This window comes from Balneicella halophila (assembly GCF_003096835.1).
In the GTDB taxonomy this organism is placed as follows: domain Bacteria; phylum Bacteroidota; class Bacteroidia; order Bacteroidales; family Balneicellaceae; genus Balneicella; species Balneicella halophila.
Genome location: NZ_QENZ01000003.1, coordinates 880,631 through 906,283, shown reverse-complemented (window position 1 = coordinate 906,283; position 25,653 = coordinate 880,631). Strand labels below are relative to the sequence as shown.

The window sequence follows — 25,653 nt, the reverse complement described above, 5'->3', positions numbered from 1 at the left end:
ATGAGTTACAATTTGCTTTGTGTTTTAGGTGCTACTGCGACAGGAAAAACCAACTTGGCAGTAGCATTGGCTCGTTATTTCTCCGGTGAAATTATCAGTGCGGACTCCCGACAGATATATCGTGCAATGAATATAGGCACAGGAAAAGATTTGGAAGAATATGGAGAGATTCCTTTTCATTTAATTGACATCCATCCTGCTGGATACAAATATAATGTGTTCGAATACCAACAGGATTTTCAGATAGCTTTTAAAGAAGTAACAGCAAAAGATAAACTGCCTATATTATGTGGTGGAAGTGGGCTTTATTTGGAGGCTGTCTTAGAAAATTATGAAATGCAAGCAGTACCTGAAAACAAAGCTCTCCGAAAAGAGTTAGAAGAAAAGTCTTTGGAAGAACTCGTTGAATTATTAAAGAAACACAAAACCCTGCATAATACCACAGATACCAGCACTAAAAAGCGAACCATTCGTGCTCTAGAAATTGCTACCTATGAAAGCGAACATCCTCAACAAAAGATTGAAAAAATAACCTTAAACCCACTAATTGTTGGGATAAAATTTGATGTGAAGCAACGTAGAGAACGTATCACCAAACGACTTCATGCAAGACTTGAAGAAGGTATGGTTGATGAAGTTAAGAATCTAATTGATAGCGGAGTAAACCCTAACGACTTAATATACTATGGTTTAGAGTATAAATACATCACACTCTATCTCACCCACCAACTGTCTTATGATGAAATGGTTAGTCAGTTGAATACTGCAATTCATAGATTTGCTAAACGACAAATGACCTGGTTCCGAAGAATGGAGCGTAAAGGCATAGCTATACACTGGTTAGATGGAAATCTATCAACTGAAGAAAAAGTAGCTGAGGTCACTCAACTTTGGAAATAACTAAAGGACTAAAAATCTGAAGTCCTAAGTTTATCGACATGCAATTTTCTACGATAAAAGAAAAATAAAGCAACTAGACCTATAATTGCAACAGGCAGAAGTATGTTTAAATACTTTTTAATTGCACTCACCTCTACTTCTGGCTCTTTGGATTCTTCACCTATGCCTCTGTGCTTTATTGATGCTAAGCCAGAATAGTCAGAAAGCCAATCAATAATATTAGCCACAAACAAGTGATTATCTAATTCACGTAAGTTCTCATCTCCTAAAACGACATCGGCATCAGAAATAACTGCAATCTTAGAATCATTTTCAGCATTAGCGCCTAAGCGACCTTCGAGCAAGCCTGCTACAACTTGTCTAGGAAACAGATAATCTGCTTTAGTCCATTCGTGCTTCATATTTATACTCAACGGTAACGACTTTTTTCCAGAAACTTCGGAAGTTACTGCCAATGGCGTAAATTGAATCCCTTTCTTATCTATAGATTCAATAGAACTTGCAAAACGTAACGCAACCACCCCTACACCTATAGTGGAAACATGACGAGGGAAATTGGTAATTTGAGGAAAATAAGGAAAAGCAATAGCAGGTGCCATGGGTTCCACCCTTACATTACTACAGGAATTGTCAACGATAAAATCACTTTGAATGATTACTCCTTTACGTACCAACCATTCTTCTATCCGAGTGTTTATTTTATAACCTTCGTTTTCTTCTGCATCATATTCTACTCTGTCTAACGCAATAAAAATGCTTTTCCCTTCATCTAAAAACTCGTCTAATTGATCCAGCTCCGTATCACTGTACTTGAATGAAGGTCCAACGATTACTACTGATTCATAGTCACTTAAATCTATTTTTGATTGCATTTTAACAGGGACTAAGTCATAGTTTGGACGTAAGCGCTTTTCAATTCCTGACATATCTGAAAGCTCAGATTCTCCGTGACCTTGAATCAAAGCAATCCTACGACGACCTTTCTCCGTCAATTTTCTCAAGCTGGATGACACCAAATATTCAGTACTCATGCGTGGCATGATTTGCGGTAGCACTTCTGTCCTGTTTCCTTCTTGAATAATCAATCCAAGGAAGATTTTCCTAAGTGCATTGTTGCTTTCTTTTATCTCAATCGGTTTGATTCCAGAGTTCGTAGCTTCAAGTTCCACCTCCAAGCTCTCATAAGGATTTACAACTTCAATATGTATCGGAATATCAGTAGCATTTTTGTATGCCTGTAAGGTCTTCTCAATATTTCCTGCGAGTCGTTTTTCTAAAGGATTAAGATTATCAGACTTATAAAATGTTATAATTATGGGATCATCTACTAAGTCTAATATGCGCAAAGAAGCCTCATCAAGCTCATAGACTTCTTCCTTTGTGCTGGGTGTTTTGTAATCATAAGTGTATACAAATACATTGACTATAACTACTGCACTAATCAATAAAATAAGTCTATATCTTCGTTTTAATTTCATGAGTTATCTCGACCTAATTTATAAATAGTAATAGCGGTTCCAATAGTAGTTATTGAAAGCAAATACACACATGTACTCAAAGCAAAACCTCCTGAAAGGAAATAATCGAAGTGAGCATACAATCCAATATAATTGAAGATAATCTGAACCTCAGCTATGCTTAAACTACCTAATAGATTCGCAAAAAAATGAACAAAAAATATTATTAAGTAAGAGAACAAATAACTCTTCCAATAATGATAAAAAAATGATGCAACAGACATACTAATCGATGCATATGCAATACCTAGTAAACATAAAAATAAATAATTTCTAGCAACATAATGAAAGTTTATCGCTGATATTGATAGAATGCTTAGATAATGTAACGAACTCAATACTAAAAAGATCGCAAGGACAACAACTATAGCTCCCAATTTACCAACAACAATTTTTCTAACACTAATGGGCTTCACCAACAGAACTTTGAACATATTTGTCTTTTTTTCCTCCATAATAACACCTGTTGACAATATAGGTGCGAATATGGCTAATCCCCAATAGATAGCACCTAAAGATGCAGGAAATACTCTTTCAATATCGAAAAAAGAATCTTGTGCATGGAAAAACCATGTGTACAAACCTACAGACATTAAAAAAAGACCTAAAAGAATATAAAATGATGGCATAGACAACCACCGTCGTAATTCCTTCCTCGTTATATTCAAAATCGCTTTCACCTTGTTTTAATTCTTTCTCAACTGTTTAAACGTATCTTCCAAAGTTTTTTCGGCAGCCACTAAGCGTCTAATATACCAATTATTATCAACACATATATTGAAGAGTTCTCTAGCAAATCGATCTTCATGAGTTGTATGGATATCAAAACTAAACCCTTTGTATTTCACAATCTGTATGTAATCTATTTGTTGCAGTGCTTCATATACCCGTGTACTATCAGTAGCCTTTATTTCTATTTTTAAAATACTGCTATTGGCAACTTCTTGTTGCAATTCCTCTACCGTGCCCTTAGCCAGCACTTTACCGTTAGACAAAACGAGCATAGTATCACACATATTCTCCATATCGCGCATACGGCTTGATGTAAGAATAATCGTACGTTCTTTCCCAAACTCTCTTATCAACTCATACAATTGTTCCGACTGTTTCGGATCCAAACCACTGACAGGTTCGTCTAAGAGTAAAAATGCAGGATTATGAATCATAGCCTGTGCAATACCCAATCTTTGCTTCTGCCCTTTTGAAAGTTCAGAGACCAGTTTATGTTTCCAATGAGAGATACCACAAATTTTAATTAAATTCCTCACTCTATCTCTACGCAAATAGCTTGGGAGTTTATAGAAACTTGCAGAAAACGTAAGATAATCATAAGCAGTCATATAAGGATATAGTGGATTATCTGCATCTAAATATCCTACATTTTGGGGAATATCTTTATTAGTTAAGGGTTTCTCATCAATTATAAATTCTATTGTTCCAGCATCAGGAAGGCTTTTATGACTCAATAAATTTAACAGTAAAGTTTTACCACTTCCTCGTGGAGCTAGTACACCCACAATCTCATTAGCGTAGGCGGTAAAGCTAACGTCACTGATACACTCAATCCCTTTAAAACTTTTATAGATATCTTTTACCAGAATTTCCATACCCTTACAAAGTTAGCAAAATGTAGCAATCATAGACTTTCGTGGGATAAAAAGAACTAATAGTCGGCAATAATATTAGCTATAGAAACAAAAAAACTACCTCTTAATTTACAAGAGATAGTTTCTTTGTGATCCCGCTGGGGTTCGAACCCAGGACCCCTTGATTAAAAGTCAAGTGCTCTACCAGCTGAGCTACGGAATCCTTAAAACAAAAAACATTTATTTAGTATAAATTTGTGATCCCGCTGGGGTTCGAACCCAGGACCCCTTGATTAAAAGTCAAGTGCTCTACCAGCTGAGCTACGGAATCCTTAAAAACAAAAAATGCCTTTGTAAAAAGCGTTGCAAAGATAGGTTCTTATTTTTAAAATCACAAAAAAAACACCTAATTGTTATGAAAAAACCTACCTAAAGACCACTAAACAGCTAATAAACAACATATTAAGGAACACCTGCAAATTTATGACTTTGCAAGGAAAGTTCCCATTGTGGATTGGTCTTCACATAATTAACGATATCGTCTATGTTTTTTTTAAACCTACTCCATTCTGGTTGCAAATACAGCTTACAATCATTAGTTACTTTTCGGGCTTGTAATTCAGCCCAAGCAATATCTTCTTCAAAATTATAAATAATAACTTTGAGCTCATTCGCTTTAGATAAAGAAGACAACTTCGGATGTTTGTTCGTTTTTGGTGACAAGCATATCCAATCCCAATCACCACTGATATCATACGCGCCTGAAGTTTCTAAAAAAGTTTTTACTTGGTGCTTTTTCAGCAAGCTAGTCAGAGGATTTAAATTATATAAAGTTGGCTCACCACCTGTGACTACTACAGATTTTGCCGGAGTTGCTAAGACTTTATGAACGATATCCTCTATGCTTTTTGCCCCATGCATAGCTGCACTCCAAGTGATTTTGCTATCGCACCATCTACAACCTATATCACAACCACCTATCCTAATGAAATAAGCTGCTTTCCCTGTATGAAACCCCTCACCTTGAATGGTATAAAACTCCTCCACCAAGGGAAGTGCTTTTCCTGCTTCAATCTGTGCTATCTGTTCTTTCATGGTGCAAAAGTACACTTTTTAGCTTCAAATCTATTTCCTGTTAAAGATTGTTAAGCCAGAAATGGTATATCAAGTCTTTTTTTAACTTTGTATTAATGAAGAAGCGATACATTTGGATAGTTAGTATTATTTTAGGAGTTGCGTTGCTGTCTCTTATTATTTTGCAAGCTTGGTTTTTTCAAAATGCTCGCAAGTTAAAGAAAGAGCAATTAGACATGAGTGTGAATATAGCACTCAATAGTGTCATGAACAAATTGGAGCAAAAGGAACGGGAATTACGTATTCTTTTTTACACAGAACAAAACCAAAAGCAACAAAACCTCTCTATTTCTTCCTATAGAAATAGTTACAAATTACAAAAAACAAATAGCTCTATTTACATAAAAGAGGATTTTGTTAAGACATCATCATTAGATATGATGAATACCTTTTTCAACTTTGCACAACGACCAATCGAAGAACGTATAGATTTTGAAGAACTACGAAACTATATATCAGAATCACTCATAGAGAATAACATTTTTTTAGATTTTGAGTATGCTATAAAAACTGCAGGTACATATAATTATATGTCTAAAAACTTTTTGAAGAATAGTAATGAAACTAGTAAGGAAAGACATTCAAAAGTATTATTCCCGAATGAAATATCTTCAATAACGAAACCGCAAAGCTTGCTTATTATTCACTTAACAAGCCCAAATGATTTCTATTCTGATGATATTCTGCGTTTTATTATTCCTGCAAGTATTCTGATTCTAATACTCATGTTATGCTCAGCTTTCACGATATATATTATTTTCCGTCAAAAGAAAGTGTCAAAGATTAAGAATGACTTCATCAACAATATGACCCATGAATTTAAAACCCCCATTTCAACAATTTCTCTTGCCTCACAGATGCTTAAGGATCAAACACTAAATAATACCCAAGAGAGTGTAAATCGTTATTCTTCTATGATTTCCGATGAAAGCAAGCGCTTAAGTTTTCAAGTAGAAAAAATACTGCAAATGGCTGTATTTGATGAGGTTGAAATGAAGTTAAAACTGAAAACCATTCAGCTGAATTCCTTGGTTGAAAAACATATACCTAACGTTAAGATCAGCATAGAAAAACAAGGAGGTACGGTTACTACACATTTATCTCCAGATTTAAATGAAATCATAGGTGATGAAGTGCACATTAGCAACGTAATTGCTAATCTTTTAGACAATGCCATGAAGTACTCTGAGGAATCCCCAGAGATAACGATATCAACAGAAAATAAAAATGGGCATGTTGTATTGAGCATTGCTGATAATGGCATAGGAATTGCGAAAGAAGATCAAAAGATGATATTTGAAAGGTTCTATAGAGTACATACCGGGAATGTTCATAATATCAAAGGTTTTGGACTTGGACTTTCTTATGTAAAGAAAGTTATTGAAGCTCATAAAGGAACAATAGAGGTAGAAAGTATGCCACAAAAAGGCAGTAAATTCACCATTACATTACCGATTAAGAAATAACAGAAATTATGACTACAAAAGCAAGAATATTATTAGCAGAAGACGATGCAAACTTAGGAATGTTATTGAGAGAATATCTCATTGCGAAGGGCTTTGAAACAACTTTATGTGAGGATGGAAATATTGCTTATGATGCATTCCTTAAAGAGCCTTTTGACATATGCATTTTCGATGTAATGATGCCACACAAAGATGGATTTACCTTAGCACAAGATATTAAGAAAGTTAATAGTGATATTCCAATTATTTTTCTTACTGCAAAATCTTTAAAAGAGGATATTTTGGAAGGACTAAAGTTAGGAGCTGATGATTATATCACAAAACCATTTAGCATGGAGGAGCTTTTACTTAGAATAGAAGCCATACTCCGTCGTATAAAACCTATGGAACAAGATGCTCCTAAGGAATTTCAAATTGGTTCTTTAAAATTCAATCCTGAAAAACAAATTATGACTCAGGAAGATGGAACTATCATAAAACTTACAACAAAAGAGTCTGAATTGTTACGTATGCTCGCTATCAATGCAAATAGAGTGATGGAGCGAAATATTGCTTTAAAAGCGATTTGGGACGATGATAACTATTTCAATGCACGAAGCATGGATGTTTATATTACAAAACTCCGAAAGCACCTAAAACAAGAAGAAGGTGTTGAAATTATAAACGTGCACGGCAAAGGTTACAAATTAATTATGTAAAAGAAACCACAGGAAATTATTGGAAGAGGAAATATTGTTTGTACAGGCAACTATTTCCTTTTTTTATAAATTGAATGTCTTTAAACTATGAAAATATTATCTCCCAAGCAAATTGCTGAAGCTGATCATTATACTATAAAGAATGAGCCTATATCCCCAGTTAATCTCATGGAGCGAGCTGCCACAAAATGTTTTGAGTGGATTTCCTCAAATTTTGAAAATACAAAGTCAGTTAAAGTATTTTGCGGGACAGGCAACAATGGTGGAGATGGATTGGTTATTGCACGATTACTAAAAAATAAAGGTTTCAGTGTTAAGACATTTATTCTTCCTCTTGGCAACAAGCAAACTGAAGAGTTTTCAATCAATTTAAAAAGGTTAGATGATGTTTGCGCAAAGATTGTTTTCATCGAAAAACAAGAAGATTTGCCAAAGCTCTCTCCAAGAGACCTCATTATTGATGCGATATTCGGAAATGGACTCAATAGAGCTCCAGAGGGTCTTTCAAAGAACTTAATTCAGTACATTAATGAAGCCAAAGCTACGGTAATCGCTATTGACATTCCTTCAGGTCTATTTTCTGGAAAATCTGTAACAGCAAAAGATTCAGTAATTAAAGCTCACCATACCCTTACTTTTCAAGTTCCTAAATTGGCATTTTTCCTTCCGGACAATAAAAATTTTATAAAAGATTGGACAATTCTTGACATTAAACTCAACACATCATTTATCAATAAACTTCCTACAAAATATCACTATTTTACAGCTCAGGAAGCCAAAGCCACTTACAAAGCTCGCAACGACAAATGGGCACACAAAGGAACCTATGGACACAGCCTAATAATCGGGGGAAGTTATGGTAAAATAGGAGCTCCTACCCTTTCAGCAAAAGCTGCACTTAAAATTGGTAGTGGCTTGGTTACTGCCTACATTCCAAAATGTGGCTACACAATAATGCAAACTGCTCTACCAGAAGTTATGGCTGAGACTGACCATGAAATTGAATTGGCTGACTTTACTCCCACAATAAATGCAACCGTTATAGAGATAGGTCCAGGAATGGGCACTTCAGACCTAACACTAGCCGGATTTAAAAAGTTTCTACAAAACAACAAAACACCTTTAGTTGTAGATGCAGATGCGTTGAATTGCTTAGCTCTAAATAAAGAATTGCTCACGCTATTGCCAAAGAATAGTATTTTAACGCCACATCCGAAAGAATTGGAACGTCTTATCGGCAAATGGGATAATGATTACGAGAAATTGGAAAAAATAAAAATTTTTGTGGAAAAATATTCCATTATCCTTGTTGTGAAAGGTGCATACACTTTAACAGCCACAAAGGAAGCATTTTACTTTAACAGTACGGGGAATAATGCACTTGCCACAGCAGGTAGCGGAGACGTACTTACTGGCATTATCACAGGATTATTGGCACAAGGATATTCTCCGAGAGAGGCAAGTTGTTTTGGAGTTTATATTCACGGTCGTACAGCGGAAATTTACACAACAAATCACGCACCAGAAACCTTTACCGCCTCACTTATCGCCGACTATCTGTCTGATGTAATATTAGAATTGCAAGAGTAAAACGCCAACCGTTATAAGCCTGTCACATATTCTGTCGATATGGCAGTCTTCATCTATTGGTATTTTTTTTGTCTTCTTATCAGCCGTAATCAGAAAAAAATAAATAACTAAAAATATAAGCATTATGGCTAAAGGAAAAATAGGAGTTACAAGTCAAGACTTGTTCCCGATTATCAAAAAGTTTTTATACTCGAATCACGACATTTTTTTACGTGAAATTATTGCTAACGCAGTTGATGCTACTCAAAAACTAAACACTCTTGCATCTACTGGGCAATATAAAGGCGAGATTGGCGATACTACAATTGAGGTAAAACTCGACAAAGAGGCAAAAACCCTAACAATTTCCGATAAAGGTATCGGAATGACTAAAGATGAAATAAAAAAATATATTAACCAAATTGCATTTTCCGGTGCTGAAGAATTTTTAGATAAATATAAGGATAAAGCAAATGCTATTATTGGTCACTTTGGTTTAGGTTTTTATTCATCATTTATGGTATCAGACCAGGTAGAGATTCAAACACTTTCCTATCAAGAAGGTGCAGAGCCTGCACATTGGACTTGTGATGGAACTCCTGAGTACACGCTGAAAAAAGGAACTAAAACTGAGCGCGGTACTGATATTATTATGCATATTTCTGAGGATGAAAAAGAATTCTTGGAAGAGCCACGCATCAAAGAATTATTGAATAAATACTGTAAATTTCTTCCTATTCCAATTGCATTTGGAAAAAAGAAAGACTGGAAAGACGGTAAAGAAATTGAAACTGATGAAGTTCTTATCGTTAATGATACTAACCCAACATGGACAAAGGCTCCTGCAGATTTAAAACAGGAGGATTATGATGCATTCTATCATCAACTGTATCCATTTGCAGAAAATCCTATGTTTCATATTCACTTGAACGTAGATTATCCATTTAATCTTACCGGAATTCTTTATTTCCCTAAGATTAAGAACAATATGGAGATTCAGAAGAACAAAATCCAGCTCTACTCCAACCAAGTTTTTGTGACGGATTCCGTAGAAGATATTGTTCCAGAATTCTTAACACTACTTCACGGTGTTATTGATTCGCCTGATATACCACTAAACGTTTCACGTTCCTATCTGCAAAGTGACAGTAATGTAAGAAAAATATCAAATCACATTACCAAAAAAGTGGCTGACAGCCTGCATGATTTATTTAAAAATGACCGTGCTTCATTTGAAGAAAAGTGGAATGACTTACGCATCTTCGTGCAATACGGCATGCTAACTGATGAGAAATTTGCTGAGCGAGCAAAACCATTCTTCTTATTGGAAAACATCGAAGGAAAATATTTTACACTTGAGGAATATGAAAATCTTGTGAAAGAGAATCAAACTGACAAGGATAATAATGTTATTTTCTTGTACTCTCAAGATAAAGATGCACAATACAGCTACATCCAAGTAGCAAAAGATAAAGGCTATGATGTATTGCTAATGGACGGGCAATTAGACACGCATTTTATTAACTTCTTAGAGCAAAAGGATAGCAATAAACGCTATACTCGCGTAGATGCAGATGTCGTAAATAAGTTGATAGTAAAAGATGAAACAACTGAAAGCTCACTCACCGAACAAGAACGTACTGACTTAGCACCAATTTTCAGTGCTCCACTGCAAAGTGAAAAGATAAATTATATGGTAAACTTTGAAGCCTTGGGTGAAAATGCACAACCGGTATTGATAACTCAAGCAGAATTTATGCGTCGTATGAAAGATATGTCCGCTATGGGTGGTGGTGGAATGAATTTCTACGGAGAAATGCCTGACTCTTACACTCTTATTGTAAATACAGACCATGAATTAGTAAAACGAATTATAAAAGATAAAGAAGAGAAATTAGAAGGAGAGATTACTCCTTTTAATGAAAAAATTGCAAAACTGGAAGCAGAAGAAAAGGCTATAGATGAGTCTAAAGATGCTGACGAAGTTAAGAAAGACAAGCGAGAAAAATTAACGGAGAAATTAAGCAGTGAACGAAAACAAAAAGAAGAATTGCTAAGTAATTTTGGTAAGGATAATGAGTTAGTAAAGCAATTAACTGACCTTGCCCTCTTATCAAACAATATGCTTAAAGGAGAAGATTTAGCCGCATTTGTTAAACGAAGCGTAGGAATGATTAAATAATTTATTAAATAAGAACAAACACTAAAAGCCTTTCTATTGATATATAGAAAGGCTTTTTTTTATTAGCAAAACCAATAATATTCTCAATTATTTTGAATATAATTGATTACAAAATTCCGCAACTCTTTATTCTCAGGTGTTACTTTTATTTTGTTTACTTTTTTCATTAACTTTTTTGTATGTCCTCGATACGCTTTATTTAAAAGAATTCTTAATTCAGCCTCATCTGAATAATCTCCCTTACGTGCTTTCTTATACATTCTATTACTCATATTGAAGAATTTAGATTTCAGTTCACTATTTTCAATATCCTGTGCTAGATCTGTATATGCTTTGCCCATATTAATGTAATCAACATCTGAATCAGTGTCCTTTAAAAAAGGTGAAGCAACTTTGTTGACGCTTTCTACATTAGCTGGAATGCTATTGAAAATCTCAGAAAAAGAACTTGGTCCATTATAACCTACATTTTCCCAAATCTTATTTTCTGCAACATCTGCAACAACCACATAGGGAATTCCTCTAACACCGTATTTTTGGGCTAGTTGAGTTTCGGTATCAATATCAACTTTTAAGAAAATCATATTATTCTCAAAATCTTTAACCTTGTCTGTAGACCAGAACTCAGAATCCATTTTACTACATGGTCCACACCATATTGCCCAGAAATCAATTACAAGTAATTTATTCTCAGCCAAAGCCATAGCTTTAGCCATTTGCATATCTGTAACCCAATTGATTTTTGCAAATACCGATGTTATACTTAATACGATTACAATAAAAAACAGTATAATTTTTTTCATGACTCTTAAAGGAATTAGTTAATATTCCCTAAAAGTAAAAAAATCCCTTTTAGCACAATACTAAAAGGGATTTTTATAGTTATTTAATTAAGATTATTTTCCTAAGAAAGATGAATACATCCAAACTAATTTCTCTTGTTCGCTAATGTAGTCACTCATAAGTGCGTTTGTTCCTTCGTCTTCAAGTTCGTCAGTTAAATCAAGAATCTCACGTTGTTTTTCAATGATAACCTCAAAGCTGTCTAAAATAGAACTTACTGTTCCTTCAGCATCACTAATATCAGTTGCTTCTTTTACTTTTGACACTTTTAAGTAATTAGAGTAAGCATGCTTAGGTGATTGACCAAGAGTTAATACACGCTCAGCTACCTCATCAATTTTCTCAAACAAATCATCATAAAGCTCTTCAAATTTCTCATGAAGAACGAAAAATTTATGACCTTTAATGTTCCAGTGAAAACCTCTTACATTCATATAGAAAATATGATAATCTGCAAGAAGTTCATTCAAACTATCAGCAACTTTTACACTAGTCTCTTTACTTAATCCAATTGTACTCATTTTTATTTGTTTTTATTAGTTATTATTTCTAAATGTTATTACTACAAATATAGCAAACAACTGCGCATAAATCAAATAAATAAAATCTATAAAAACATTTCTTATATAAATTAACCTAATCGACTAATTCGTTCAAGTTCATCTATATTTAGAATCTTAATAGCTCTACCTTCTAAAGCAATAACTCCTTCTTGCGCAAAGGCTGATAATGTCCTGATTGCATTGGATGGTGTCATATTTGAAAACTTAGCTACATCTTCTCTTGATAATAAAACTTGTAAAGTTTGTTCATCATCGCCTACGCCATACTCTTTGTGAAGCAATAACAAAGATTCTGCTAATCTACCTCTAATGTGTTTTTGAGTAAGTGTAACTGTACGATTTTCAGCAAAACGCAAATCTGTTGCAAAAGATTTTAATAAAGCTAGAGCAAAGTCCGAATTAGAACGTATTACTGAGACTACTGTCTCGAAAGGCAATTGCACTAAAAATGTTTCCTCTAATGTTGTAGCAGAAGCATAGGATTCTTCTTCTGCAAAGAGAGCCCGATAACCGATAAAAGAATGAACACCTGCCATCCTTACAATTTGTTCTCTACCGCCTATTCCTGCTTTAGCAATCTTAGCTTTACCATGCACCAAATACAATACTCCGTCTGGTTTTTCTCCTACTCTATATATGACCTCACCTTTTTTAAATTCATGAGCGATCATTTGTTCTAAAAGCAACTGTTTTTCTTCTGAACTTAATGGAGAAAATACTGATTTAGCATTTTCTAAAGCATCCACGCAAATTCTAGAATGGAACTCCTTATTTTCTACAATCATCTTTTTTAGCTAGGTTATTTCATAACAAAAATAATCAAATAATCGAGTATATCAAAACTTATGAACCAACGGGATTCTACGCCCAATACCAAAAGATTTGGTTGTTACGCGCAAAACTGGTGCTGCTTGGTATCGTTTATATTCATTCAAATTGACTAAACGAATCACACGACGTACAACATCTTCAGCAAATCCTTCTTGTAAAATATCTTCTATTGAAGCATTTTGTTCAATAAATCGATAAAGAATTTTATCCAATAAATCATAATCAGGAAGCGAATCGGAATCTTTCTGATTAGGACGCAACTCTGCTGAAGGTGGTTTTACAATAGTATGCTCAGGGACTACTTCTCCATCTTTATTCATATATCTTGCCAGTTCAAACACTTTGGTTTTATAGACATCACCCAATACAGACAAAGCACCTGCCATATCTCCATATAAAGTACCATAGCCAACAGCCATCTCGCTCTTGTTGGAAGTATTCAGCACTAAATGCGCGAATTTATTCGAGTATGCCATCAAAATAAGACCTCTAAGACGAGCTTGTATATTTTCTTCAGCTACATTGAATGGTAAATCTTTAAATACCGGCGTCATCGTATTTACAACAGCATCATACGATTTTTTTATAGAAATAATGTCGTAAGAAACATCAACATTTTCAGCTAACTTCTTTGCATCATCTACTGAATGATCTGAAGAAAATTCGGAAGGCATTAGAATAGCATGCACATTTTCACTACCCAAAGCTCGTTGCACTATCACAAAAGTAACGGCAGAATCAATCCCACCTGAAAGTCCTATCAAGGCTTTCTTGAATCCATTTTTTGCAAAGTAATCTTTTACTCCTAAAACCAAACCATCATGAATCAATTCCATGTCGTTTGTTTTCTGTAGGGGTAAGGTGTCAATCTCATGTATTTTTTCAAAATCAAAAATTTGAAAATCTTCCTCAAAGGACGGGAGCTGTAGCTTCACCTCTCCTTTGTCACTAAATACTCTAGAATCTCCATCGAAAATCAGCTCAGCATGTGCTCCAACTTGATTAACATAAACCAGAGGTACTCCGTACTTTTTGCACACGTCGCCAAGAATAGTTGTGCGGGTATCATCACGATCATACGAAAATGGGGATGCAGCAATATTTATTACAATATCTGGATTGTCCTTCATTAATCTTTTCAAAGGGGATGTTGTATAGAGCTCTGTTTTTGCAAAATTATTTTGTTGAGGTAGCTTGTCCCACAAATCTTCGCATATCGTCAAAGCAATCCGATATCCTTTGTATTTAATAGTATGAAACTTATCATTAGGCTCAAAATATCGGCATTCATCAAAAACATCATAATCAGGCAGTAATGTTTTATGTTGCACCAACTGAATTTTCTCATTCTCAATAAAATATGCCGAGTTGTATAAGTTTTTTCCTTTTGAATTAGGGTTTAAAGAAGGGGCACCTATAATGACGGCTATATCCTTAACTTCCTTCCTTATTGAATCTAAACATGCAAAAGTATCCTCTACAAAATCACTGCGTTCCAGCAAGTCTTGTGGTGGGTAACCGCAAACTGCAAGCTCAGAAAAAACAACTAAATCTGCTCGGTTTTCCTTTGCTTTATGGATATGATCAATAATTTTCTTTGCATTTTTTTGGAAATTACCAATATGATAATTCAACTGGGCTAATGCTATTTTCATTTCTCTCAATTATAATGTAGTTTTGCTATTGGAAACAAAAATAAGCAAATATCTTCTATGTGTAAAGAAAAACAAACCTGGATACCATTTTTGTGCTTAATCGTTCTATTGAGTGCATGCAATTCAAAACAGCATCCTGAAGTGCTTGTAGAATTTCAGCGGTTTGATGAGGCTGTTTTTTCTAAAAACATCAATGAACTTGTAGCAGATTATCCTGCTTTTACACCTTTTTATTTGGAGAAAATTATCAAAGTAGGGCAAGCTGGCGACAGCACCACTGTTGCTTATTTCCAGGAATTTAAAAACACTTATAAATCACCTATTTATGATAGTGTAAGAGTGGTGTTTCGCACTATGGATAGCGTTGAGAAGCAATTGGCTTTAGCCTTAGGTAACTACATATCTTATTTCCCCAATGACAGTATTCCAAAATTATACACACATTTTTCAGGATTTAATGAATCTATCATTACTAACGGGAATATTATTTCTATAAGCTTAGAGAATTATTTAGGAAAGAGTAATTATTATGACCAATTAGGTGTTTATCAATACCTGCGAGAAGGCATGTTTCCTAATAAGATTCCTGTTGACATTATGAAGATGCTCCTTTTTCAAAAAGTGAACCCAACTAATGCTACTGATAATCTGCTATCTACAATGATTTATCAAGGAAAAGTTTATTATGTATTAAAAGAATTATTTCCAAAAAAATCTCTTGCTTTTTTTCTAAACTATACTCCCGAACAAGAGCTGTGGTGTGAGGCAAACGAAGCGATGATGTGGAGTTACTTAGTAGAACATCAACATTTATTCTCATCTGATTACCGTACGATAAGATCGTATATAGATCCTGCTCCGTTTACTAAGGGATTTCCTACAGAATCACCCGGGCAAACAGGCGTGTGGATAGGCTTTCAGATTGTAAAAGACTATATGGACAATACGCAAACAAACTTAACCGAGCTACTTGACAATACAGATTACTCAGACATTTTAGAACTATCAGCTTATAATCCTGAGTAGTTTATTAACTTCAAATTGATAAAAAGAATATGGAAATTTCAAAATATGATATCACAATTATTGGTGGAGGCATCAGCGGGCTTTCTTTAGCTTATATGCTGGCAAATATGGACAGAAAAGTGCTTGTTTTGGACAAAACAAAACGAGTAGGCGGCGCTGTCGAAAGCTTTACTCATGATGATTACACAATTGATTTAGGGGCACATACCGCCTACAATTCCTATGTCACATTTATAGAATTACTAGAACAAACTTCTGTAAAAAATCAGCTAAAAGAACGTGAAAAACAGAAATATTTCTTTTCAACCTCTAATGGAATACAAAAGTTGACTAAGCCTTTAAATTTTGGAGAATTATTTTTTAATCTTCCTAAAATATTAGGTTCTAAAAAAGAAGGGAAAAGTGTTCGGGAATATTATGCTCCCATCTTAGGCAAAAAAAATTATAACAACTTTGCCAGACATTTTTTCAAAGCTGTACTGTGCCAAAGTGCTGACAATTATCCTGTTGCATTTTTCCTAAAGCGCAGAAATACACGCAACAAAGCCTACCCACGCAGTTTTACTTTCTCCAAAGGATTGCAAACTTTCACTGATGGATTACAACAACATCCGAACATCACTGTTATTACTAACTCTAAGGCTGAAAAAATTACCAAAAACAAAAAAGAATTTGATATCCAAACAGCGAATAGTACCTTCTCCTGCCCAAATATAGCTTTTGCTTGCCATGCAGATGCTGTTGTAAATCTCACCAAAGAATTAGCCCCAACACTATCAAGTATTTTGGATCAAATTTCTTATCAGGGAGTGAGTTCATTAGGAATCATTGTTGATAAAAAACAAATTCAGAGCTTAAGAACGTTTGCTGGACTACTTACTCCGACAGAGAAATACACCTCAATTGTTTCTAGAGACATTGTATCCAATGAAAATTACAGAGGATTTTCTATTCATTCTCAGGGAAATCTTACTGCCAATGACTTGCGGACTTTACTTTGCGAGGAACTTAACATAACACCCAACAGCATTCTTCAAGAGAAATATAAGAATAATTACCTCCCCCAACTTAGAAAAGGACACGAGGAGTTACTAGAAGCAATGACTGAAGAAATAGCATCTTTAGAAAACATCTATGTAACGGGAAATTATTTTCAAGGGTTGAGTTTAGAAGATTGTCTATTGCGTTCAAAAGAAGAAGCACTTCGCTATATTAGCAAAGCATAAAAAAAGGATTACCAATAAATAAATCAGCAACCCTTTTTACATTTTCATAGTTTAAATGTGTTATTCTGCTTTGTTAAGGTGTACATCCATTTGTGGGAAAGGGATGCCAATTCCGGCTTTGTCAAATTCCTTCTTAATATGCTCCTGCATATAAAAATGCACATTCCAATAATCTTCGGTTTTACACCAAGGACGTACAGCGATATTTACAGAACTATCTGCTAATTCTGTTACTAAAATATCAACAGGCTGTTCATGATCTACATGAGGGCAGGAATCCACAACTTTTTTAATCACCTGTTTTGCTTGGTCAATATCATCAGGATAGCCAATTCCAAACACCATAGGCACTTTACGCATAGGATTTGTTGTGAGATTCTCAATAGGACCACTCATAACCGCTCCATTAGGAATTATGATAATTCTATTATCTAAAGTTGTGAGTATGGTATTAAATATTTGAATCTCCTTAACCGTTCCTGAATGCCCCTGGGTTACGATAAAGTCACCTACTCTAAACGGTTTGAAAAATAAGATCAATACCCCTGACGCCATGTGGCTCAGATTGCCCTGTAGCGCCATTCCAATAGCAAACGCAAAGGCACTAAAAATAGCGATAAAGGATGTTACCTCAAAACCGAACAAGCTTGCCGCACTTAGCAATACCAGTACCTTTAGGATAATACCAATAAAACTGCCCATAAAAGTTATAACACCGGCTGCAACATTGTGTTTCTCCATCTGTTTTATTGCCAATCTTTTCAATACATTTGCCAGCCAAAACCCAATGACTAAGGTAAGTAACGCTCCCAGTACCTTTGGTGCATACTGAACAGCCATCTCTTTGATAGTTTCAAGATAATCCATAAATGTCTTTTTTTAATTATACCGCAAATATAAAAGAATCTCAAGATTATTACAATACGCTTTTGTTACCAAAAAAAACTATATATTTGCAGTCATTTCTTGATAATAAAACAAGTTCGGGATGTAGCTCAGTCCGGTTTAGAGTACACGTCTGGGGGGCGTGGGGTCGCTGGTTCGAATCCAGTCATCCCGACTTAGTAAAAAACAAAAAGAACACAAGCTTTTACATAGCTTTTGAATTATTACATAACCCCTCCCATTTACAATTTTCGCAATTTATAGGAGATTAAAACAAGCCATAAACAACATATCAAAAGCTTTTCTTTACCCCATTATCCTTCCATCTTCCAGTTTCACGATGCGTTCACCATAGATTGCAAATTTATCATTATGAGTTACTTGGATAATCGTCATTCCCTCGCGGTGCAATTCTTTGAGAAATAGGGAGCTTCTCGTTCGCGTTGATATGGGAGCACTTTCCGAAACATTATTTGAAAGTGAATTATTCGGACACGTCAAAGGAGCCTTTACCGATGCGAAAGAGGACAGAATGGGAAAATTTGAATTGGCAAAAGGCAGTACCTTGTTTTTAGACGAAATAGCGAACCTATCTCTACCGCTACAAGCAAAGCTCCTCACGGCTTTACAAACTCGTGAGATTGTGCGAGTAGGCTCCAACAAAAAAATCCCTATCGACATTCGTTTGGTCTGTGCCACCAATGCCAATTTACCGGATTTGGTAAAACAAGGTAAATTCCGTGAGGAGTTACTATATCGCATCAACACAATACAAATAGAGGTTCCTGCATTGCGTCACAGAAGTAGCGATATTCCTCTTTTGGCGAAATTCTTTTTAGAGAAATATGCCCTCAAATACAACAAACCCAAATTGAAAATAAATGCCGAAGCTTTAGAAAAACTATCAAAAAACCAATGGCCGGGCAATGTCCGAGAATTGCAACACACCATAGAAAAAGCCGTTATCCTCAATGATGGTCTGCAAATCACTCCGGAAGATTTACTCCTCAACCCATCTGGCGAAATTATAGAAGTGCCTACGACTACCCTCGAAGAAATGGAGCGTAAAATGATTGCACAGTGTCTGCAACGCAACGACAACAACCTTAGTGCAGTGGCAACGGAGCTTGGCATTACTCGTCAAACCTTATATAATAAAATTAAAAAATACGAACTTTAAAACTATGTCCACTCACTCCTCACATACTCGTATCGCCATAAATATTTTATTGCTTATCATCTTTTCAGGATTAGAAGTGTGGTTGTATAACAATGAATATTCTCCCACACTCATGTTGTTAGTTGGTATTGCTCTTCTTATTTCTGCCTACCAAATTATTACGGCTTTCGATAAAATTCACCAAAAGATAGCCTACTTTTTTAATGCTGTAGAAAATGAAGACTCTACCTTATATTTTTCTGAAAAAGTAAATAATTCCTCACTTCGCGAATTACACAAGAGCTTAAATCGCATTAATTTACTAATCCAAGAAGCGAAATTGAGAAACCGAGAGCAAGACCAATATTTTGCAGCTCTTTTGGAACAAGTTACGACGGGAATTGTTGTCCTCAATGCTAACGGCAACATTTTACAAGCCAATACGGAAGCCAAAAAACTGTTGAATTATAATACGCTTACGCACATCGTTCAACTAAAATGTATTGATGAAAATCTGTATCAGGCGTTTAAAATGCTCAGCGAGGGAAACCGCCAATTGGTCAAATTAACGCACAATAATACCACCACCCAACTTACGCTACAAGCTACGAATTTTGAGACGCGGAATACGTCCTTTACCTTGGTTTCTATTCAGGACAACGCAATGAATTAGATGCTAAAGAAATAGAAGCGTGGTTAAAATTAATCCGTGTACTCAATCACAAAATAATGAACTCCATCACGCCAACAACTTCCTTAAGTGATACTTTATTAAATTATTACACATCTCCTAAAGAGCCTATCACACCGAAAATTACGGAAAATACAATTAAAGGTTTAGAGGTTATCAAAGAAAGAGGTGTCGGGTTAATTCATTTTGTAGAATCTTATCGAAAACAAACTAAAGTTTCTGCACCTGTACTAAAAACCATTGCAGCAAAGCCATTCATAGAGCATCTCCTTTTATTGGTAGAGGATGAAAAAATAAACTTTAAATACGAAATAACTCCAGAAAACTTAACAATAGACGCAGACGAGGGACAAATATCACAAGTTCTTCTTAACCTAATAAAAAATGCTACCCACGCATTGAACAAGGTTAAAAACCCAACGATAAAAATTATTGCTCAACTAAATAAAAACAATAAATCTCAACTAATTGTAGCGGATAATGGTTGCGGTATATCAAAAGAACTATTGGAGCAAATTTTCATTCCTTTTTTCACTACAAAAGAGAATGGTTCCGGCATAGGATTAAGCCTCTCTCGTCAGATTATGCGTAACCACGGTGGTACTAACAGCGTAGTTTCAGAAGTAGGGCAAGGCAGTCAGTTTGTTCTCGAATTATAATAAATTATGGAATCAATTAATAATAAATTAAGAGTGTAACAGATGAAAGGAGTGATTCTAAACTTAGAATGAGCTTATGAAAATAGAATTGTTTTAGTAGTTTGTCGTTACAACTTAGTAATTCATAAAAAAAATCCCTGCTTTACCAAGCAAGGATTTTCATATATTAAACTTTAAAAAAGATGATTAGTTAAAAATCTCTTTTGCTTTTTCTTCAGTTTTTTTAGCTCCTTCTTTAATAGCATCACCAGTTTTTTCTGCACCTCTTTCGATAGCATCACCAGCATCTTTAGCTGCATCTTTAATGTCTTCACCAGCTTTTTTAAGTTTGTACTCAGACTCATCAATTAAATCTTTTCCAGCTTCACCAGCTTTTTCAACCTCAGCATGAACTTTTCTCTTAGCTTCTTCAAGCTTATTTTCAGTGATTCGAACAACCTCTTCTGCATTCGCAACAGCTTGGTCTTTTAATTCCTCAGAATCATAAGTTGCATTTTTAGCTTCAGCTAGTTTTCTTTCAGCTTCTGATAATTCTCCTTTTACTACTTCAACTTGAGCTTTTGCATCCTCGATAGCTTTTCTAGATTCTTCGCTAAGTTCATTTTCTTTGTTGTTACAAGAAGCAAAGAATACCAATGCTAATACTCCTAAAATTACAGCAATTTTTTTCATGTGTTACAGTTTTTAAATTAATTTGTTGTTTTAAAAAATACTTAAAAACAATGATAACAATTTTTATGCCAACAAGCGCTAAACTTGTACAATTTCAGAAAAAACTCCATAAATCAGAAAGCCTTTTCTATTTTTAAAACCTTTTTTCTCAAAAAAGGATAAATACCTCTCAACTTGCTTTCTATGACTTGACTGCTGGGTTTCACCAAACTTATAATCAATAACAACAACTTCCTCATCGTTATACACCACTCTATCTGGCACATAGGCACTACCTTCCATCCAAAAAGGTCTTTCATTCAAAACTTCATATTTTTTCGTAAAATATTCATGAATCGTTTTTCTTTGAAGTAGCTCCGTTAAATGTCTTTTATAGTTTGGAATCGCATTTGAAGTAATTAATCCTGAATAATAGGCTTTCCTTATTTCTATAGGTACGTCATCAATATACTTTACTCCTTCAAGTAATTGATGCCAGATCTTGCCATCTTCAGTTGGTGTATGAGCATCAACTGTATCCCGTTTAGCATCATCTATTGCTTTGATACGTAGAGAAAATCGTTCTAAAAAGTCTTGATAAAAGAACTGATTGTGATGATAAATTTTATCTTTTTGTATCTCTTCTATTCCTTGGGAACTTACTAACTCTCCATAGCTCCATTCTTCCATTGCATCATTCTGTGTATATGTCCAAGAATCTTTTTTTGCTTGACTCTGGAGCTGGTCATAGAGAAGTTTGGTGATGCGCACACCACTCTCCTCACCTTTAGCAGTGATTTTCTCAGGAGCTAATATAATTAAATTATTTACGGCACGTGTGGTAGCTACGTAGAAGACATTTAACTCATCAATATATCTCTTACACATCTCTTCTTTAAATGCATCAGCAAAGGTACTGTTTAAAAGTTTACCTCTTGTGAATGGAATTAATAATTCCCCAACACCTTTCAGCGGTTCTGTAGCTGATTCTTGCCAAAAGGCTTCTCCGTTTTGGTACTCGTTCAAATTTTTGTGGACAAAGGGTAAAATGACTGTATGAAATTCCAAACCTTTTGCCTTATGTACCGTCATAACGCGCATCGCTTGAACACGATCACCCGCAGTGACTGAAAGGGAGGATTTTTTATCTTCCCAACTGAGTAGAAAATCACTCAAATTACCATTTTGGCTGTCTAAATAATTGGCTAGAAACTCTTCAAAAGCCATTAAGTATAATTGCTCAGCACCTAACAGATGTAATTTGAAAATACGAATGATTTTTTGGATGAGGGAATCTAAAGAGATGGCATATTGTCCTGCAGCAACATATTCCTTCCAGTTATACACACTTGTTTCACCATCCGGTAAATAAGGGACTGATTGCTCCAAAAATACTTCAAAGTACCTCTCCTGCGTCTGGAAGAAATAAAGCGCATGAATCAGCACTTTCACTACAAAGGCATTTTCTAAGAGTAGTGCATATTCTGAAACGACATTGTAATTGATACCAAATTTACGAGCTTCTAATTTGGCAAAATAATCAGCAATAGCAACAGCTTCCTTATTTTTACGAACAAGAAAAACAATGTCTTCTGCTCGAACCCCTTCCTCTTGCAATCTTTCAATCCACTCAGGTAATTGTTTCAACATCAGTTCCTCGTCAGTCAAGTCTTCTGAGTTTTCAAAATATGAAAAGTTTACAAAACCTTCACGAGCATCATCTTCTTTAGCAAATTGTTGTTGTACATCACTGTAGAGTGAGACTATCTTACTATCGTCCAATTCTAGTTTCTGTTGTAAAAGTCGAGGTAGCTCACTGAATATCATATTATTAAACTCAATCACACGAGTAGCGCTTCGCCAGTTCTTTTGCAACGACACTGTAGTGAGTTCTGGGAATTCTCTCGCTACCTGCGTATCCATGATTTGCCAATCACTATTTCGCCAACGATATATGGCTTGTTTTATATCTCCAACAATTAGGCAGGGATTGCCTTCAGCTAAAGCATTAGCTAGAAGTGGTTTTAAGTTGTGCCATTGCATCTGCGAAGTGTCTTGAAACTCGTCCCACAAAAAATATAAGTATTGATTCCCTGTTTTTTCATAGATAAAAGGCACCTCATTCGTTGCTATCATTTCATATAGCAATTTATTGCTTTCAGAAAGCAATATTTTTTCCTCTTCCTGCAAAACCTCATGAATATGCTTGGCAATATCCGAAAAGATTCCCATCATATAAAGATTATTCCTTACCAACACACAGCTTTGATAGATTTTTGCTTTGTTTTCTATGAAGTCTTGTATTTGTTTTAGTTGATCATTTAGTTGCGGATAAATTGCCTCTATTCTCTGTTTTTTATCATTAGATAAAGTATTACTATACCAGCCCTCTGAATTATCTATAGCATTCAAACTACGAGAGCTTAGCTCTGGTTCCATATTCCCGTCAGCTATTTTTTTTATAAAACCAACAACTCCGCTTTTTTTATGTTTAAAATCATCGACAGTTAAACCTTGTGAGGCTATTAATTCCAAAGCTGAAGACGCAATTTCCTTCATAGCATTCTCGTAAGAATAAATATGCGCATTCAATTTCTTCGAAAAATTCGCAATAAATTGTTTATCATTCCATTGAGACAATTTATTATCCTTAGCAATAAGGAAAATTTCTTCTTGAAATAATTCCTTCGAGAGGGTTAAGATATCATTCGTGATGTTCCATGATTTACCATCTTGAATCTTCGACTCCACATAGGACATCAGCCAACCTCTTAAGGTCTTATTTTCATCCAATTCATTAAACATTCGTTCAACAGCCAGACGTTTGATCCGATCTGTATCTAACTCAACATTATAGTTATACGATACACCAAGCTCTTTGGCGAATGCTTTAAGAATTGACTGGAAAAAGGCATCAATAGTCATCACTGAAAAGCGACTGTAGTCATGCAATATGTATTGTTCTGCTTGTTTCGCTCTATCTTGTATTGCAACTGATGACAATGATAGCTCCTCCGCTAAAATAGTTTGATAGGGTGTTGCTTTACCTACTGACAATTCATGAAGTTGTTCAAGAATCCGTTTTTTCATCTCAGCAGTAGCCTTATTGGTAAAAGTTATTGCGAGAATCTTTTTATAATGAGATGGATTTGCTAAGATTATTTTTAAATATTCAATCGTGAGCCGAAAGGTTTTTCCTGAACCTGCAGAGGCTTTATATACAGAAAGCTGCGTCATAATCGTTTATTCTACATTCTGAGCTTTTAGTTGCTCAACCTCACTCTTTCGCCTTTGTAAAACTTCTTTGAGAGTTTCAGCCAATTCTCTTTCTTTCTCGAGCTTTTTAATATTCTTATAAAAATTTATACTTACCTGGATATCTATCAAAGCTTGGGTAAGAAGTCCTAAACGCTCGTGGACAATCGCCATATTAAATGCAGCCCTAGCTTTATGTTTGTCGGGAGCATTCGTTTGTATTTCTGCCCATATTTGAAGAGCTTCATCCCATTTTTCTTCTCTAACTTTTTTTGCTGCTTCACGCATCTCTCGAGTGCCACTGTCATAATATTCTCTATAAACAGTCTCCCAATACGGTGCTAATTTTTTACCTAAAGCCTCACCAATAGAAAAAGCAACTACTTTCATGATTTCTTCACGATGTGGAAGTCTTGACTTTACTAACTGTTCTAGATAATAATCTGTTTCAAACGCCTGCAAACTATCTAATTCTGCCTCCTCAAAAAGATAAACCTCCGTTAATGGATCATATACAGTCCATCGGTGAAAAGAAGAAATATCAGCTACGCCGTTGTATTTTTCTCCATCAAACCACGTTTCGTAGTTATTAAATATGGTAATATCATCTAAGGAAACGAGTACATCTGATTTATTTTCTGCACAAATCAAATTCACTTTATCCCATGTAAGTGGTGGAATAGTACGCAATGAATCTCCTTCAGTTTCATCCAGCATGACAAAAGGTATCGTATCTAAAGAATAATGCTCCTCGACTGTAGCACGAAATCCCCAATACGCAGATTCTGCAATAAGCTTGGTGTAATCTTCATTGTCTACAAAAGTCTCATCATTATATTTATAAAAGTGCGTAATACTATCTGCTTTAAAATTGTAATTACGATAAACAAATGCCAAAGTTTTCACGTCTTTGGGGAGAGGATCTGAGGCTGGTCTTAATATCTCATAGGTTAGCACTCCAGCAGGAAACGCTAGTGTTATACTAATTAACAGAAAAACACAGAGTAAAAATACCTTTTTCATAATAGTTATATTTTTTGATCCTACTTACAAATTTAACAATATATCCGACATGCTTCCTCTACAACTGCAAAGAAATAGTACAATTAAATTTTAAGCAAAAATAATGCAATAGTTATCATTAACCCTGAAAGCAT

Annotated in this window: 22 protein-coding genes and 3 tRNA genes; 11 read left to right on the top strand and 14 right to left on the bottom strand. The window is 35.0% G+C overall.

The genetic code is table 11. The features are described 5' to 3' along the window. A complete protein-coding gene (miaA, locus tag C7377_RS04050) occupies positions 1-900 on the top strand; it encodes a tRNA (adenosine(37)-N6)-dimethylallyltransferase MiaA (RefSeq protein WP_116496027.1) in 900 nt (299 codons plus the stop codon). A gap of 8 nt (positions 901-908) precedes the next feature. Here the strand turns inward: miaA and C7377_RS04045 are convergent, their stop codons facing one another. The 6 genes from C7377_RS04045 to C7377_RS04020 form a co-directional block, all read right to left on the bottom strand. Beyond that, positions 909-2,378, bottom strand: a complete 1,470-nt coding sequence (locus C7377_RS04045) for a GldG family protein (protein WP_116496026.1) — start codon at positions 2,376-2,378, stop codon at positions 909-911. Continuing rightward, positions 2,375-3,097, bottom strand: a complete 723-nt coding sequence (locus C7377_RS04040) for an ABC transporter permease (RefSeq protein ID WP_133241458.1) — start codon at positions 3,095-3,097, stop codon at positions 2,375-2,377. The genes C7377_RS04045 and C7377_RS04040 overlap by 4 nt, the downstream gene beginning before the upstream one ends. A 6-nt stretch (positions 3,098-3,103) precedes the next feature. Continuing rightward, the gene (locus C7377_RS04035; RefSeq protein WP_116496024.1) at positions 3,104-4,024 is read right to left on the bottom strand and encodes an ABC transporter ATP-binding protein; all 921 of its coding nucleotides are present in this window, start codon (positions 4,022-4,024) and stop codon (positions 3,104-3,106) included. Between the two features lie 129 nt (positions 4,025-4,153). Next, positions 4,154-4,226 (bottom strand) — tRNA-Lys (locus C7377_RS04030). 35 nt (positions 4,227-4,261) lie between these two features. Further along, positions 4,262-4,334, bottom strand: a tRNA-Lys gene (locus C7377_RS04025). A gap of 131 nt (positions 4,335-4,465) precedes the next feature. Next, positions 4,466-5,098: a 7-carboxy-7-deazaguanine synthase QueE gene (locus tag C7377_RS04020; RefSeq protein ID WP_116496023.1), complete on the bottom strand. Its 633-nt coding sequence runs from the start codon at positions 5,096-5,098 to the stop codon at positions 4,466-4,468. Between the two features lie 95 nt (positions 5,099-5,193). Here C7377_RS04020 and C7377_RS04015 point away from each other — a divergent pair, with 95 nt between their 5' ends. The 4 genes from C7377_RS04015 (at position 5,194) to htpG (ending at position 11,052) form a co-directional block, all read left to right on the top strand. Continuing rightward, on the top strand, positions 5,194-6,603 hold the full coding sequence (locus tag C7377_RS04015) for a sensor histidine kinase (RefSeq protein WP_116496022.1): 1,410 nt from the start codon (positions 5,194-5,196) through the stop codon (positions 6,601-6,603). A gap of 8 nt (positions 6,604-6,611) precedes the next feature. Next, entirely contained in the window at positions 6,612-7,301 is a 690-nt protein-coding gene (locus tag C7377_RS04010) for a response regulator transcription factor (RefSeq protein ID WP_116496021.1), read from the top strand. 87 nt (positions 7,302-7,388) lie between these two features. After that, positions 7,389-8,891: an NAD(P)H-hydrate dehydratase gene (locus tag C7377_RS04005; protein WP_116496020.1), complete on the top strand. Its 1,503-nt coding sequence runs from the start codon at positions 7,389-7,391 to the stop codon at positions 8,889-8,891. A 124-nt stretch (positions 8,892-9,015) separates the two neighbouring features. Beyond that, complete coding sequence (htpG, locus tag C7377_RS04000; RefSeq protein ID WP_116496019.1) at positions 9,016-11,052, top strand: molecular chaperone HtpG; 2,037 nt, start codon at positions 9,016-9,018, stop codon at positions 11,050-11,052. 83 nt (positions 11,053-11,135) lie between these two features. Here the strand turns inward: htpG and C7377_RS03995 are convergent, their stop codons facing one another. The 4 genes from C7377_RS03995 to C7377_RS03980 form a co-directional block, all read right to left on the bottom strand. Next, on the bottom strand, positions 11,136-11,855 hold the full coding sequence (locus tag C7377_RS03995) for a thioredoxin family protein (RefSeq protein ID WP_116496018.1): 720 nt from the start codon (positions 11,853-11,855) through the stop codon (positions 11,136-11,138). Positions 11,856-11,948: 93 nt separating this feature from the next. Continuing rightward, complete coding sequence (locus C7377_RS03990) at positions 11,949-12,416, bottom strand: Dps family protein (RefSeq protein ID WP_207778403.1); 468 nt, start codon at positions 12,414-12,416, stop codon at positions 11,949-11,951. A 110-nt stretch (positions 12,417-12,526) separates the two neighbouring features. Then, complete coding sequence (locus tag C7377_RS03985; RefSeq protein WP_116496016.1) at positions 12,527-13,243, bottom strand: Crp/Fnr family transcriptional regulator; 717 nt, start codon at positions 13,241-13,243, stop codon at positions 12,527-12,529. 51 nt (positions 13,244-13,294) lie between these two features. Further along, entirely contained in the window at positions 13,295-14,944 is a 1,650-nt protein-coding gene (locus C7377_RS03980; RefSeq protein ID WP_116496015.1) for an NAD+ synthase, read from the bottom strand. Positions 14,945-15,001: 57 nt separating this feature from the next. Here C7377_RS03980 and gldB point away from each other — a divergent pair, with 57 nt between their 5' ends. Both gldB and C7377_RS03970 read left to right on the top strand, forming a co-directional pair. Further along, positions 15,002-15,970 (top strand): gliding motility lipoprotein GldB, encoded by a 969-nt coding sequence (gene gldB, locus C7377_RS03975; RefSeq protein WP_116496014.1) that lies wholly within the window; start codon positions 15,002-15,004, stop codon positions 15,968-15,970. Positions 15,971-15,999: 29 nt separating this feature from the next. Beyond that, on the top strand, positions 16,000-17,196 hold the full coding sequence (locus C7377_RS03970; protein WP_116496013.1) for a protoporphyrinogen/coproporphyrinogen oxidase: 1,197 nt from the start codon (positions 16,000-16,002) through the stop codon (positions 17,194-17,196). Between the two features lie 60 nt (positions 17,197-17,256). Here the strand turns inward: C7377_RS03970 and C7377_RS03965 are convergent, their stop codons facing one another. Next, positions 17,257-18,063: a mechanosensitive ion channel family protein gene (locus tag C7377_RS03965; RefSeq protein ID WP_116496012.1), complete on the bottom strand. Its 807-nt coding sequence runs from the start codon at positions 18,061-18,063 to the stop codon at positions 17,257-17,259. 117 nt (positions 18,064-18,180) lie between these two features. Between C7377_RS03965 and C7377_RS03960 the strand changes: the two genes are divergently transcribed. The 4 genes from C7377_RS03960 (at position 18,181) to C7377_RS03940 (ending at position 20,590) form a co-directional block, all read left to right on the top strand. Then, positions 18,181-18,256, top strand: a tRNA-Pro gene (locus C7377_RS03960). Between the two features lie 240 nt (positions 18,257-18,496). Further along, positions 18,497-19,261 (top strand): sigma-54 dependent transcriptional regulator, encoded by a 765-nt coding sequence (locus tag C7377_RS03950; protein ID WP_317045658.1) that lies wholly within the window; start codon positions 18,497-18,499, stop codon positions 19,259-19,261. A gap of 4 nt (positions 19,262-19,265) precedes the next feature. Next, entirely contained in the window at positions 19,266-19,913 is a 648-nt protein-coding gene (locus C7377_RS03945) for a PAS domain-containing protein (protein WP_133241457.1), read from the top strand. Between the two features lie 56 nt (positions 19,914-19,969). Continuing rightward, positions 19,970-20,590 (top strand): sensor histidine kinase, encoded by a 621-nt coding sequence (locus C7377_RS03940; protein WP_116496009.1) that lies wholly within the window; start codon positions 19,970-19,972, stop codon positions 20,588-20,590. Positions 20,591-20,776: 186 nt separating this feature from the next. Here C7377_RS03940 and C7377_RS03935 read toward each other — a convergent pair whose 3' ends face one another. The 3 genes from C7377_RS03935 to C7377_RS03925 form a co-directional block, all read right to left on the bottom strand. Further along, positions 20,777-21,262 (bottom strand): hypothetical protein, encoded by a 486-nt coding sequence (locus C7377_RS03935; RefSeq protein ID WP_116496008.1) that lies wholly within the window; start codon positions 21,260-21,262, stop codon positions 20,777-20,779. 78 nt (positions 21,263-21,340) lie between these two features. Further along, a complete protein-coding gene (locus C7377_RS03930; RefSeq protein ID WP_116496007.1) occupies positions 21,341-24,478 on the bottom strand; it encodes a UvrD-helicase domain-containing protein in 3,138 nt (1,045 codons plus the stop codon). Positions 24,479-24,484: 6 nt separating this feature from the next. Continuing rightward, on the bottom strand, positions 24,485-25,519 hold the full coding sequence (locus tag C7377_RS03925) for a DUF6340 family protein (RefSeq protein ID WP_116496006.1): 1,035 nt from the start codon (positions 25,517-25,519) through the stop codon (positions 24,485-24,487). Positions 25,520-25,653 lie beyond the last annotated feature (134 nt).